Source organism: Variovorax sp. 05L425 (genome assembly GCF_056397705.1).
The window spans coordinates 146,080-160,120 of record NZ_JBFTNY010000001.1; the positions used below are offsets into that span (position 1 = coordinate 146,080).

At 65.7% G+C, this 14,041-nt stretch carries 9 protein-coding genes and 1 pseudogene; 3 read left to right on the forward strand and 7 right to left on the reverse strand.

The genetic code is table 11. The features are described 5' to 3' along the window. Positions 1-1,197, reverse strand: coding sequence for a ParA family protein (locus AC1DN9_RS00675; RefSeq protein ID WP_478096310.1), 1,197 nt, complete (start codon positions 1,195-1,197; stop codon positions 1-3). Between the two features lie 625 nt (positions 1,198-1,822). Here AC1DN9_RS00675 and AC1DN9_RS00680 point away from each other — a divergent pair. From AC1DN9_RS00680 to AC1DN9_RS00690, 3 genes are all read left to right on the forward strand, one after another. After that, positions 1,823-3,199: a hypothetical protein gene (locus tag AC1DN9_RS00680; RefSeq protein ID WP_478096312.1), complete on the forward strand. Its 1,377-nt coding sequence runs from the start codon at positions 1,823-1,825 to the stop codon at positions 3,197-3,199. Between the two features lie 111 nt (positions 3,200-3,310). Next, positions 3,311-7,339 carry a Pls/PosA family non-ribosomal peptide synthetase gene (locus tag AC1DN9_RS00685; RefSeq protein WP_478096314.1) on the forward strand — a complete coding sequence of 1,343 codons (4,029 nt, stop codon included), beginning with the start codon at positions 3,311-3,313 and terminating at the stop codon, positions 7,337-7,339. 85 nt (positions 7,340-7,424) lie between these two features. Continuing rightward, positions 7,425-8,306: a class I SAM-dependent methyltransferase gene (locus AC1DN9_RS00690; protein WP_478096315.1), complete on the forward strand. Its 882-nt coding sequence runs from the start codon at positions 7,425-7,427 to the stop codon at positions 8,304-8,306. 303 nt (positions 8,307-8,609) lie between these two features. On the opposite strand, the pseudogene AC1DN9_RS00695 reads toward AC1DN9_RS00690, so the two are convergent. From AC1DN9_RS00695 to tauA, 6 genes and pseudogenes are all read right to left on the reverse strand, one after another. Next, positions 8,610-9,602: pseudogene (locus AC1DN9_RS00695) on the reverse strand (acyl-CoA dehydrogenase family protein); the annotation flags it as partial. A 24-nt stretch (positions 9,603-9,626) separates the two neighbouring features. After that, a complete protein-coding gene (locus AC1DN9_RS00700) occupies positions 9,627-10,391 on the reverse strand; it encodes an SDR family NAD(P)-dependent oxidoreductase (protein WP_478096317.1) in 765 nt (254 codons plus the stop codon). A 69-nt stretch (positions 10,392-10,460) separates the two neighbouring features. Next, on the reverse strand, positions 10,461-11,231 hold the full coding sequence (locus tag AC1DN9_RS00705) for a TSUP family transporter (RefSeq protein WP_478096319.1): 771 nt from the start codon (positions 11,229-11,231) through the stop codon (positions 10,461-10,463). Positions 11,232-11,265: 34 nt separating this feature from the next. Next, complete coding sequence (locus AC1DN9_RS00710; protein ID WP_478096321.1) at positions 11,266-12,132, reverse strand: ABC transporter permease subunit; 867 nt, start codon at positions 12,130-12,132, stop codon at positions 11,266-11,268. Beyond that, positions 12,125-12,940 (reverse strand): taurine ABC transporter ATP-binding protein, encoded by an 816-nt coding sequence (locus tag AC1DN9_RS00715; protein ID WP_478096811.1) that lies wholly within the window; start codon positions 12,938-12,940, stop codon positions 12,125-12,127. Before AC1DN9_RS00715 ends, AC1DN9_RS00710 begins: the two co-directional genes overlap by 8 nt. 30 nt (positions 12,941-12,970) lie before the next feature. Next, entirely contained in the window at positions 12,971-14,002 is a 1,032-nt protein-coding gene (gene tauA, locus AC1DN9_RS00720) for a taurine ABC transporter substrate-binding protein (RefSeq protein ID WP_478096323.1), read from the reverse strand. Positions 14,003-14,041: the final 39 nt, after the last annotated feature.

Genomic DNA, 14,041 nt, shown 5'->3' on the forward strand with positions numbered 1-14,041 from the left:
TCAGACCGCCGTTTCCAGAACTTGCCGCTCAGCCACCTGGCGCGCCCAGACGGCTTCGATTTGCTGTTCGATCAATTCGCACATCCGGTCGTAGGCGACCCGGGCACGCGAAAAAGTCTTCGAGTTCACTGATCCTCGAGGCAGGTCGTAGACAGTGCCGAACTCGGCGCTGGCCGTGGCGGCGATCGCCGTCTTCGGAATCTCGATCGGCAGCACCTTGTCGCCATAGCCTTCGAGCACCCACTGCCGCACGACCGAGCTCGCCGTGTCCGACGCCTCCACCCGCGACAGCAGCACGTCGATGAACTCAAAACTCTTGTCCTTGCCGCGGCTGCGAACCAGTTGGTTGCAGAGGTCCGAGAACAGATCCCAGAACTGGGCCGAGCTGGCAAAGTCCAGGGCCGAGGGCGGCAACGGCATGATGACCCCGTCCGCCGCCATCAGCGCGTTGATGGTCACGTAGCTCAGCGAAGGAGGTGTGTCGATCACGATGACGTCGTACTCCTCCCGCGGCAGGTCCAGACCGCGATCCAGCACGCGCCAGAACTCGAAACCCGGGTCCCTGGCCTGGCGTGCGGGCAAATGGAATTCGGCGCCGTAGAGCAGCGGCGCAGCACATACCAGATCAATGTTCGGCCAGTAAGTCGATCGAACCGCGTACTTCAGGTTTTCCTGTTCACCGGTGAACAGCGACATGGCCGTGTGCTCCGTCTCGACCTCCGCATCCGGCAGGACGCCGAACAGCGTGGTGGCCGAGCCCTGGGGATCGAGGTCGACCAGCAACACCCTGTGCCCCCGCATCGACAACCCCTGCGCCAGGGTGACGGCCGAAGTGGTCTTCGCAACGCCCCCCTTGAAGTTGGCGACGGTGATGGTGATGCCGGCCGCGCCGCTCGGCCGCAGGTGCTCGGATCGCAGCTCGCGCGCCCAATGCTGCGCGTCGGCCATCGACCATTCGCGGCTGTTCCCATGGATCCCACCGGCGGGCAGGTCGCCACGGGTCAGCCGGTAGGAGATCTTCGACTTGTCGACGCCACACAGATCCGCCAGTTGCACTGCCTTCAGCGTCGGAGCAGACTTCACGGCGGTCGGCGCCAGCATCGCCGCGCGGATACGGTCCATCATGCCGGCTATCTTCTGCGCTTGCTGTTCGATATCTTCGAGATTCTGTCGTCGGATGGTTTGCTTGATGTCCACGCGTGTGTACCCTGAAAGTTTTGCGGTCTTGCGATTATGCCCATCACTCCGCAAAAAACGAAGAATTCAGTCGACACTGCAAAAACCGTCCTCTCCATCGGCGCCTGGGGATCTCTTTTTGATCAGAAATCCTCCGAGATTAAGAGAGGATCTTGAATACATTCAAGAGATTAAGCCGCCGATGAATTGAATTTTCTTCAATGAAATCAATAAGTTATAAGGTAAACCCGATCTCGAATGTCCAGTCTTCCATCGCTTGTGTCCGGGTTTCCATCGCATCCGTCCAGCTTTCCATCGCCGGATGTCCGCATCCTCATCGGGCCGGACAAAAGGTTATCCACAGCGCTCGATCCGCACCCTCGCGGTGCAAATAAGGCAACTGTCCAGGGTTTCATCGGGTCTTGGGGGCCTTGGAAGGGCGCCGAAATAGAGCTTTCGGTGCATATGTCCGGGTTTTGATCGCCGCGCTGAAGCTGTCGCCGCATGGTTCAACCGCGAAACGTCCAGCATTTAATCGGCCATGCTGGGCTCGTCGAGGCCGAACTGTCCAGCTTTTCATCGCCGTCCCTTCGCTTCACGTGGCGGCCTTGTGTCCAAACGACCTTGGACATAAGATCGAGCCCTCATGAGCACGCCCGCCGCCAACCCCGTCGACAAGCCGGCCCTCGGCCCCGGCGTGGACGAGGTCCTCGAACTGCGCAAGCCGCACGAGATGATCGTGATGATGCCGCGCTCGGCGCGCGTGACCCTCACTGGCCGGCGTATCTATAGCGCGTTGCTCCAGGTCGCCCAGACGCGACTTGTCGCCTTGCCGGCCATGCCTGCAGCCGACTTCATGTTCGAGGCGCCGCTCGCCGCCATCCTGAGGACCACTGGCTCCAGCGGCAGCGAACGCACCGCGGCGAAGAAATACTTGATCGAGATGCGCAGCCTGGAAGTCGACTGGGAGTCGACCGCACCCGGTGACGGCGTCAAGTGGCGCGGGTTCTCCATGCTGTCCGAAGTGGCGCTGGAACAGCGCCGCGGCGAAAACTGGGTGAGCTGGTCCTATCCGCCGACGATCATGGCGGCGCTCAGGGAGCCGCAGCGCTGGGCCAGGATCGACCTCGACGTCCTGGCCAAGCTGGGCTCCTACACGGCGGTCGCGCTCTACGAGATCTGTGCGCGCTATCGCGAGAATCCGAGCGGCGTGACCAGCCGCAAGCCCGTGAACTGGTGGGTCGATGCCCTGAGCAACGGGCCGGGTCCCGACCGCCGCGAATGGCGAAAGTTCAAGAACGAGCGCGTCAAGGATGCGATCGTGGAGATCAATGCCGAGACGGACCTCGACATCGATCTCATCGAACACAAGCAGGGCAGGGTGATCACCGAAGTTCAGTTCGCGGTCCGCAAGAAGCGCCAGGCGGCGGCGCCCCGGCCGCTTGCGGGCGAGCCGGTCGATGCCACCCTGGTGCTACGGGCCGAGACGCTCGGCATTCGCGAAATCAAGCTCGAAGGCCTCATCAAGGAGTTCGGCGACGAGCGCGTGCGCTCGCAGATCGAGGTGCTCGAGCGGCGCGCCGCCAACAAGTCGTTGCGGACGATCGAGAACGCCTTCTCCTACCTTCGTTCATTGCTGCGCAACGAGCCTGTGCAAGACAGCGCGACCGAAGGTCCTCGGCCGACCGCTGCGCCGGTCGGCCAGCACGCGCCGCCCGCGGACGTTCCCCCCGTCGCGCCAGTGACCCCGAACGTGGACAACGCCGCCTGGCTTCGCGAACAGATCCAGGCCATGAAGAGGGAAGTCGCTGCCCTGGAGCCTGCCCAATTGAAACGCTGGGTGGACCTGGCCCTGCAGGACCTGGCACGCAAGGGCGCGCTGACGGCGGTCATCAGCCGGCGCGCCGCCCAGGGCGATGTTCTCCACGGGATGCTGGGCTCGGCCGTCGTGTATGCCTATGCGGATGCGACCTACGGCCCTGACTGGAAGGTCGACCGTCAACTATTCGACGCGTTGCCATAGGTTTCATGTGTATCGGCCTGGGCTCGGACGGCGCCTCGTCCACGCTTGGGGGACAATCGGGCACTCGGCCGCCGGCTACTCCATCGCCGCGCTGCCAACCCCGCACTGCCGATGTTTCGCCCGAACCCCGACGCCAATTCCCCCGCCGCCCCCTCCGACTCCCCCGACATCATTCACGGCCCTGATCGGCCGGACCTGCTTCAATCTGAAATCCTCGCCGACCTGTTCGAGGCCACCGCCGAAAGGGTTCCCGCCCAGACCGCGCTGATCTTCGGCGAGCGCGAGATCGGTTACGGCGAACTGGATGCGCAGGCGAATCGGGCCGCTTCGAAACTGATCGAAGCCGGCGCTCGCCCGGGTCACATCGTCGGTCTGTGGCTGCCGCGCGGCATCGAGCTCCTGGTCATGCAGCTCGCCATCGCCAAGACGGGTGCCGCCTGGCTGCCGTTCGATGCCGATACACCGCCCGAACGCATTGCCGCGTGCCTGGACGACGCGGATGCCATCGGCATCGTCGGATGTGCAGCGCTCGGACTGCAGCGGTTGGCGATCGAACGGACCCTCTGGACTGTCGAGGCGCTCCTGGGTGGCGACCCCGAAGCGCCGCTGCGCCGCCGCGAAGGCGCGCTGCCCGATCACCCTGCCTACGTGATCTACACCTCCGGCTCGACCGGCAAGCCCAAGGGCATCGCCATCACCCAGCGCAGCATCTGCCACTTCCTTCGCAGCGAGAACGCCGTGCTGGGCGTGCGGGAGGACGACCGCGTCTATCAGGGCTTCTCGGCCGCCTTCGACATGTCTTTCGAAGAGATCTGGCTGAGCTATCTGGTCGGCGCCACGCTGTGGATCGCACCGAAGGCCATCGCATCCGATCCCGAAGCACTGCCGAAGGCGCTGATCGAACAGCGCATCAGCGTATTGCACGCCGTGCCGACGCTGCTGGCCCTTTTCGATCGCGATGTGCCGGGGCTGCGCCTGATCAACCTCGGCGGCGAAATGTGCCCCGCATCGCTGGTTGAACGCTGGGCGGTTGCCGGCCGGCAGGTCTTCAACAGCTACGGCCCGACCGAGGCGACCGTGTCGGCCAGCATGGCCGAGCTGCAAGCGGGCGAGGCCGTGACCATCGGCCGGCCGTTGCCCAACTACGCGCTGCTGGTCATCGCGCCCGATGTCGAGCAGGGCCTCAGACTGCTGCCGTGCGGCGAGGTCGGCGAACTGTGCATTGCCGGCCCCGGCGTCGCGTCGGGCTACCTCGGGCGGCCCGATCTGACGGCCGAGAAATTCCTTCGCAACCCGTGGTCGAGCGGCACGCACGACGATCGGCTCTACCGCACCGGCGATCTTGCGCGCATCGACGAAGCCGGGTGCGTGCAGTGCCTCGGGCGCACCGACGACCAGATCAAGATTCGTGGCTTTCGGGTCGAACTCGGCGAGATCGAGGCCGTGCTGGCGCAGCAGCCGGGCGTCGGCACCGCAGCCGTGGTGCTGCGCCAGGTCGAGGGTGTCGACCAGTTGATCGCCTTTCTGGTGGCCGAGAGCTCTGCTGGCGTATCGGCGTCTTCATTGCGCTCCGCGCTTGGCGCTCGGCTCCCGCCCTACATGGTGCCCGGCCGCTTCGAGGTGCTGCCGCAGATGCCGCGCCTGAGTTCCGGCAAGATCGACCGAAAGACGCTCAAGTCGTGCCCGCTGGCCGAGGCGACGGGTCCGTCCGAAGGATCGGATGTCCCGGAGACGCCGGCCGAGATCGTGTTGTTCGCGGCCCTGGCCGGACTCTTTCCCGGCCTCGCGATCCGACGCGCTTCGGACTTCTTCGACGAACTCGGCGGCCATTCGCTGTTGGCGGCGCGGCTCGCGTCCTTGCTGCGTGCCGACCCGCGGTTCGCCCAGATCACGGTGCGCGAGATCTATCAGCGCCGCACTGTGGGCGGCATCGCCGCCGCACTGGATGCCTGTGGCGCCCGGCAGGCGACGCCGGTGCCCGACTGGACGCCGCCTTCGGCGTGGCGCCGCTGGCGCTGCGGGCTCGCGCAGGCCGCGGCGATCCCGGCGCTGGTGGCCATCCGCATGATGCAGTGGCTCGCGCCGTTCTTCACCTATCACTTCTACACCGGTGGGGCAGGGGATTCGATCCCGTATGCGGTCGCGATGTCGATGGTCGTGTTCCTCGTGGCGACCTTGCTCGAATTCGTGCTGGCGATCGCCGGCAAGTGGCTGATCGCGGGCCGGCTGGCGCCTGGCCGCTATCCGCTTTGGGGCCTGACCTATTTCCGCTGGTGGCTGGCCGATCGGCTGGTCGATGCGGCGCCGACCTACTTCATCAGCGGTTCCTCGCTGCACGCCTGGTGGCTGCGCGCGCTGGGCGCGCGCATCGGCAGCGACGTGAGCATCGGCTCGATCAAACTGCGCGCGCCCGATCTGTTCACGGTCGGTGACGGCGCAAGCATCGGCAACGCGGTGAACTTCGAGAACGTGCGCGTGCAGCGTGGCGAACTGCTCATCGGTCGCATCGAAATCGGCGCAGAGGCCCACATCGGTTCCTACGCTGTGCTCGAAGGCAACACACGTGTCGGGAACTGGGGCCACCTCGACGGCCAGTCGGCGCTCAGCGACGGCCAGGCCGTGCCGGCCGGGCGCATCTGGAGCGGCTCGCCGGCGCGTGACACGGGTGCCTTCGACACCGCCACGCTGCGGCCACGCCCGCCGGTCAGCAAACGTCGACTTGCAGGCGAAGCCCTGTTCTTCTTCGGCGGCGCCATGCTGGTGGCGGCCTTGTTCTTCCTGCCGGTGTTCCCGACCTTCATGCTGATCGACGTGCTGGACGACACCGAACGGTTCCCCTGGCTCGAAACCAGCTCCACCGTATTGCAGTTGTTCAAGTACTTCGTGCTGGCGCTGCCGGCGGGCGCGGTGATGATCGTGCTCACGGCCCTGATCTCCGCGGGCATCCGCTGGAGCGTGCTGCCGCGGCTGAAGAGCGGCAGTTGGCCTGTGCACAGCAATGTCTACTGCGGCAAATGGCTGGTCAACCAGATCCAGGAATCGAGCCTGCAGGTGCTGCATGGCGTCTACGCGACGCTTTTCGCACCGATGTGGTACCGCTTGCTGGGGGCCAAGGTGGGCCGCAACGCGGAGATATCGACCGCGCTCGGCGTGGTGCCCGACATGCTCACGCTCGGCGACGACACCTTCATCGCCGATGCAGTGCTCCTGGGCGACGAGGAGATCGACGGCGGCTGGATGTCGATGCGGCCGACCGTCATTTCGCGGCGTAGCTTCGTCGGCAACGGGGCCTACCTTCCCGACGGCACGACCTTGCCCGAGAACGTGCTGATCGGCGTGCTCGGTCGCGCGCCCGATCCGGGGGCGATTCGCAGCGGGGACACCTGGATCGGCTCGCCCGCCTTGCGCTTGCCGGCGCGTGAAGTTGTCACCGGTCACCCCGAATCGCTGACCTTCAATCCTTCGCTGATGCGCCGCGTGGGGCGCGGCATCGTCGAAGCCTTTCGCATCGTCGCGCCGCACGCCATGGTGATCGCGGCGGGCTACAGCATCGTGCTCGCGGTGATGCCCTCGGCGGCGGCCGAACACTGGGGCTCGGTGGTCTGGTACCTCACCATCGACGGATTGATCTTCGGCCTGTCCACCTTCGTGTTCGTGGCGATCTTCAAGTGGCTCTTCCTGCGGCGCTACCGGCCGCTCGCGGTGCCGATGTGGACGCCCTTCGTCTGGCTCTCCGAAGCCGCGACGAACCTGTACGAAGGCCTCGCAGTGCCCAACTTCATGCACTACCTGCGCGGCACGCCCTGGCTGCCGATCGCCTTCAATCTGCTGGGTGCGCGCATCGGCCGCGGCGTGTATCTGGACACCACCGACTTCACGGAGTTCGACTGCGTGCGCATCGGCGACTACAGCGAGCTCAATGCAATGACCTGTCCGCAGACCCATCTGTTCGAGGACCGCGTGATGAAGATCCATCACGTGAACATCGGCGCGCGGGTGAACGTCGGGCCGCGCAGCATCGTGCTGTACGGCGCGACCGTGAACGACGGGGCGCAACTTGGGCCCATGACGCTGGTCATGAAAGGGGAGAGTATTCCGCCGGCGACACGCTGGAGCGGAAATCCCGCGGCGCCGGCCTGAGCGGTGCGCGCATAGACTGGCGACCGGGCGTCCGTGCTTTCGCGCGGGACGCAGTCCATCATCCAGTTGCCAGCGAGGCCGACCCATGCCCATCCGCCGAATCGTTTTTCTCCGTCGATGGGCTGCGCGCGCAGCCATTGCTGCCGGCATCACGCTGACGCTCGCCGCATGCACGGCCCCGGGCCCGCGCGCACCCGAGCCGCCCGTGCTGCCGCCCGCCCGCATTGCAGAAATCGTCACGAGCCCGGATCGCAGCGAAGCCGACCGTGTGAACGACGTGCGGCGCAAGCCGCAGGAGATGTTGGCATTCATTGGCGTGCGTCCGGGCATGGTGGCTCTCGATGTGAGCGCAGCCGGCGGCTACACGACAGAGTTGATCGCACGCGCGACCGGCCCGGCGGGCCGCGTATACGGGCAGAGCCCGCCGCGCCCGGCGACGAGCCGGCCTGCGCAGCCGGAAGGCGCCGCGGCGCCCGCGCCGATGGGCGCTCCGGCGCCCGCTCGTCCCGCCACCGGCCCGCGGCCATCGCCCGTCGCGCTGGCCGAACGCGCGAAGAATCCGAACGCGGGCAACATCATCGCTGTCGTGCGGCCCTTCGAGGATCCGGCGCCGCCCGAATGCGCATCGAACTGCCTCGACCTTGTCACGCTGATGTTCAACTATCACGACTTCGGCCATCTTGGCGTCGACCGCGCCGCCGTGAACCGCGCGGTGTTCGCAGCGCTGAAGCCGGGCGGCATGTATGTCATCGCGGACCATTCGGGGCGACCGGGCACGGGCATCTCCGAATCGGGAACGCTTCACCGCATCGAGGAAGCGTTCCTGCGCGCCGAGGTCGAGCGAGCTGGGTTCAAGCTCGCGGCCGAAGGCAACTTCATGCGCAATCCTTCGGACCCGCGTGATCGCAACACGCCGGAGCCGCCGCAACCCAAGGACGAGTTCGTGCTCAAGTTCGTCAAGCCCTGAGCGCATCGGTCTGAAAAGAATTCCAGGTATGCCCGGCTTGTCGATGTGGCGCGGCTCGACGAGACCGGTGCCACGCAGCGTGTGCCGCATCTGGGCTTTCACCCTCATGCGATGAGCGCCTTGCCGGTGGTGCCAAGCGCCGCCGTATGCACAGCGCACTACCTGCGGGTGCCGGCCAATGCATCCGGGCAGGTCGAAGCGGTGGCGGCTGAGCGCGCAACCCTCAACCCAGGCGCTGCGCCATCGCCCTCACGCTGCGCGTCCTTCTGCTTCGCTCATGGATTCACCGTCTTCCTTGGATCGTCAGGCCGGGCGATGCTTGCCGTATTCCATCCGGGCAATCGCGCGGTTGTGCACTTCATCGGGCCCGTCGGCCAGGCGCATCGTGCGCATGCTCGCGTACTGTTTGGCGAGCCCGAAATCGGTGGTCACGCCGCCTGCGCCATGCGCCTGGATCGCGTCGTCGATGATCCTCAGCGCCATGCGCGGCGCGGCCACCTTGATCATCGCGATCTCGAGCCGCGCGACCTTGTTGCCCACCCGGTCCATCATGTCGGCCGCCTTCAGGCACAGCAGGCGCGTCATCTCGATGTCGATGCGGGCTTCTGCCACGCGCTGCTCCCACACCGACTGCTCTGAAATGCGCTTGCCGAAGGCCACGCGCGACTGCAGGCGCTTGACCATCTTCTCCAGGGCGACTTCGGCGCTGCCGATGGTGCGCATGCAATGGTGGATGCGTCCGGGACCGAGTCGCCCTTGCGCGATCTCGAAGCCGCGGCCTTCGCCCAGCAGCAGGTTCGACGCTGGCACGCGCACGTTGCGGAACACCACTTCGGCATGGCCATGCGGCGCATCGTCGAAGCCGAACACCGGCAGCATGCGCACGATCTCGATGCCGGGCGTGTCCAGCGGCACCAGGATCTGCGACTGCTGCGAATGTCGCGGCGCGTCGGGGTCGGTCTTGCCCATCACGATCGCGATCTGGCAGCGCGGATCACCCACGCCCGAAGACCACCACTTGCGCCCGTTGATGACGTAGTGGTCGCCGTCGCGGCGGATCTCGGTCTGGATGTTGGTCGCGTCGGACGAAGCCACGTCGGGCTCCGTCATCAGGAAGGCCGAGCGGATCTCGCCGGCCAGCAGCGGCTGCAGCCAGCGTGCCTTGTGCGCGTCGCTGCCGTAGCGGATGAGCACTTCCATGTTGCCGGTGTCGGGCGCCGAGCAGTTGAAGACCTCGGAAGCGAAGTTGACCTTGCCCATCTCCTCGGCGCATACCGCGTATTCGAGGTTGGTCAGTTCGAACGTTAGCAGAGCTCTCGCTCAACAGGTGACGCCGCCATCGATGACGAGGCTCTGGCCCGTCATGAAGGCGCCCGCCTGCGAAGCGAGGAAGACGGCGGCGCCCGCGATCTCGTCGGGTTCGCCGATGCGCCGCAGCGGTGTGGTGGCCGTGCGGTGCCTGAGGTTCTCGGCGTCTTCCCACAGAGCGCGTGCGAAGTCGGTCTTGATGAGGCCGGGCGCGATGCAGTTCACGCGCACGTTGTGCGGCCCATACTCGACGGCCAGGTTGCGCGCGAGCTGGAAGTCGGCGGCCTTCGAGACGCAGTAGGCGCCGATCACCGGCGATCCGCGCAGTCCGCCGATCGACGAGACGATGATGATCGAACCCTCCTTGCGCTCGATCATCTGCGGCACGGCGAAGTTGATCAGCCAGTGATTGGCGATCACGTTGTTCTCGAGAATCTTGCGGAACTGGTCGTCTTCGATGCCGCCCAGCGGGCCGTAGTAGGGGTTGGAAGCCGCGTTGCAGACGACCACGTCCACCTTTCCGAGCTGCCGCGTCGTGTCTTTCACCAGATGCTGCAGATCCTGCCTGGACGAGATGTTCGCCGGGATCGAGATGGCACTGCCGTCACCGTGCTTGCGGTTGATCGCGTCGCGGACTTCGGCGCAGGGCTCGGGCTTGCGCGACGAGATGACGACCTTGGCGCCATGTTCGGCCATGCGCTCGGCGATGGCGCGCCCGATGCCGCGCGAGGAACCCGTGATGATGGCTACCTTGCCGGCCAGCGAAAACAAGGACATGAATGTCTCCCGGAAATCTTGAGATTCGAAGATATCAGGCGTAGGGCGCTTGTCCACGCTTCCGCGAATTCAGCTCAGACTGCGCGCATAGATCGCAGCAACCGGCACGACCAGGCTGAGCCCGGCCAGCACCAGCAGCGTACACACCAACCCGCGCACGGTACGCGGTGACCAGTCAGGCGGGTGCCGCTTCATGAGCCAGGTCAGGCCCAGCACCACTGGCATCGCCAACAGGCTGAGCCCTGTCGCATGAATGCTGAACTGGCCCGTCGGCACCGTCAGCGCCAGGCGTAACAGCGCATTGAAGGCGAAGATCATGACGAGCGTTTGCCGTACGGCGAGTGGATTCATGGGTTGCCGATAGAACTGGTAAACAAGCGGCGGACCGGCACTTGAAAAAAGCCCGCTCATCAGCCCGGACGCCAGGCCAAACGCACGAAAGCTCGCGCGCGACGAACGCTCGCGCAGGGGCGCCGAACGCACCACGAGAACCGTGGCGCAGGCGAGGATCGTGATCCCGAGCAGCACGCGCAACAGCAGCACGACATTGCCGCTGAGCCAGCCCAGCAGGAACACCCCGATCACCACGCCGATGCCGCTGCCCACCGCCGTGTCGCGCAGTGCCGCCAGGTCGATGGACTTGCGCGATCCCCTGAGCACAACCGAAGCCTGCACCAGCGTCAGCACGCTGGCAACGTTGGCCGCATCGGGCAGGGGCGCGAGTTGAAGCACCCCGACAAGCCCCAGCAGGATCAAGCCGAAGGCAAAGCCCGTGAGCGATTGCGCGCAGGTCGCAACGCCCACGCACGCCAGGAACAGCACCACCTGCACCGTGTCCATATTGCTGCTCCTGTGCGATTGGGTCGGGGCTGCCCTACACCTTGCCCTTCCAGGGCACCAGCACCTTTTCGAGATGACGCATCAGCGCATCGAAGCCAAAGGCAAACAGGCCGATCACGATGATCCCCATGATGACCACGTCGCTTGCCAGGAACTCCGCCGCGTTGAGCACCATGAAGCCCAGCCCGCGGTTCGAAGCCACCATCTCGCCCGCCACCAGCGTGGTCCAGCCCACGCCGATGCCGATGCGCATGCCGGTGAAGATCTCGGGCAGGGCCGACTTCAGGATCACATGCCAGATCACCTGCGAACGCGTCGCGCCCATCGAGTAGGCCGCGTGGATCTGTTCGGTGGATACCGAGCGCACGCCGGAGCGCGCGGCAATCGCCAACGGCGCGAAGATGGCCAGGAAGATCAGGTAGAGCTTGGAGAACTCGCCGATGCCGAACCAGATGATGACCATCGGCAGGTAAGCCAGCGGCGGCAGCGGCCGGTAGAACTCGATCAGCGGATCGAAGATGCCGCGCGCGACCCGGCTCACGCCCATCATCACGCCGATCGGGATTGCGGTGAGACAGGCCAGCGAGAAGGCACCGAACACGCGATACAGGCTCGTCCATGTGTGCTCGAACAGGGTGGCGCCCGCAAAACCCTCGGTCGCCACCTGGATGAACTTCGCGAACACCGCCTGCGGCGACGGCAGGAAGAGTGGCTTGACCCAGCCCATGTTGGTGACGAGCACCCACAGGGCGAGCGTGACGATCACCGTGCCCGTGGCGATGGCGCCGGCCCGGCCTTGTCCCGGTGCGCCGAACTGCTCACCAGGGCGCACCGAACGCTTGGCAAAGGTGCGCGTGATGAAGCTGCCGCCGTGCGGCGCCTTGATGGCAATGTCAGACATGGCTCAACTCCTTGTGTGCTTCGCCGGCACGTTCGTCGCCGTAGATGATGCCGAGCACCGTCTCGCGCATCTGGATGAAATCAGGGCTGGACTTCACGGCCCGCGCATCTCGCGTTTGCAGGAAGCGCTTGTTGAAGTCGAGTTCGTAGCGGTGCGTGATGCGACCGGGACGCGGCGACATCACGATCAGGTGGCTGGCGAGGAACAGCGCCTCTTCCACGCTGTGCGTGATGAAGAAGAACATCTTTTGCGTCTTCTGCCACACGTCCAGCAACAGTTCCTGAATGGTCTCGCGCGTCAGCGCATCGAGCGCAGCCATCGGCTCGTCCATCAGCAGCATGGCCGGGTTGCATGTCAACGCGCGTGCAATGCCCACGCGTTGCTGCATGCCACCCGAGAGCTGGTAGATCATGTGCTTGTGGAAGTCCTGCAGCCCCACGAGCGCAAGATTGCGCGCAGCCCGGTCGCGCCGCTCGGCCTTGGGCACGCCCTGCAGCTTGAGCCCGAATTCGGTGTTCTCCATCACGCTGAGCCAGGGCAGCAGCGCATGCTTCTGGAAGACCACGCCGCGATCGGAACCCGGCCCCTGAATCGCCTTGCCGCCCAGGAGCAGATCGCCGCTCGACGCCGAGATGAAGCCCGCCATCAGGCTGAGCAGTGTTGTCTTGCCGCAGCCCGATGCGCCGAGCGCCACGACGAAATCACCGCGGTTGATGGTCAGGTCGATGTGGTCGAGCGCGTGAACCTGCTCGGTGCGCGTGCGCCCCGGGTAGGTGACGCTCACGTCCTTGACCTGGAGTTGTTCCATTGCCATGGGATGTCTCCTTGCGGGGTCCGCTTACTTGAGCCGCAGCGCCGCTTCGGCGTACTTCGCGGTAACGAACTTGCTGTAGTCGCCGGACACCGCGTCGATGCGCTTTTGTTCGAGCAGGAAGTCCGCCGTCGCCTTCAGGGCCTTGGCGGCACCGCCAGCCTGTCCGCCGCCGAGCCACGCGGGCGACGCTTGTTGTTCCGCGCTCGGATAGGCGTAGAGCTTGAGCGCGTCGGCGCTCGCCTTGGCATCGCCGCCGATCTTGCCGGCAATCGCCTTGGCGGGCGCCGAGTCAGGGCCCCACGCGGCCGGATTGGCGCGGTAGGCTGCGTCCGCATCGGCCACGGCCTTGACGAACTTCGCCATGAAGTCGGCATTCGCCTCGGCGAAGGGACGGCTCACGGCCATGCCGTCGAAGGTGGCCTTGCCCTTCTTGCTCAGCTCGCCCGAGGTGATGAGCACCTTGCCCGTCTGCTTGATTCGCGCCAGCGCCGGGTCCCACACGAAGGCCGCGTCGATGTCGCCGCGCTCCCAGGCCGCCGCGACCTGGTTGGGCTGCATGTTGAGCAATTGCACATCGCTGGGCTTGAGTCCCCATTGCTCCAGCGCAAACATGGTGTGGAAATGCGTCGTCGACACAAAGGGCACGCCCAGCTTCTTGCCCTTGAGGTCGGCGGGCTTGTCGATGCCCGAGCCGTTCCGCACGACCAGTGCCTCGGCCTCGTTGATGTCGTCGAGGATCCAGAAGAGCTGCAGGTCCAGCCCGCGGCTCACCGCCGCCGCCAGCGGACTGGAGCCGATGACGCCGATCTGCACGTCGCCCGAAGCCATGGCGGTGGCCACTTTGGCGCCCGATTCGAACTGCCGCCAGTTGATCTTGTAGCCGGTCGATTTCTCGATCGTGCCGCTGGTCATGGCCACGATCATCGGGCCGGCGATCTGCTGGTAGGCGACGGTCACTTCGCGGGTTTGCGCGAGCGCGGGGCCGGCGCCGCCCACGGCCGATACCATGCCGATGGCGAGGGCGCACCGGCTGAAAAGTTGCTTGAGGGTTCGCATCGATGTCTCCGTTGTGGTGAGGGGTCAACGGCAGTGTCT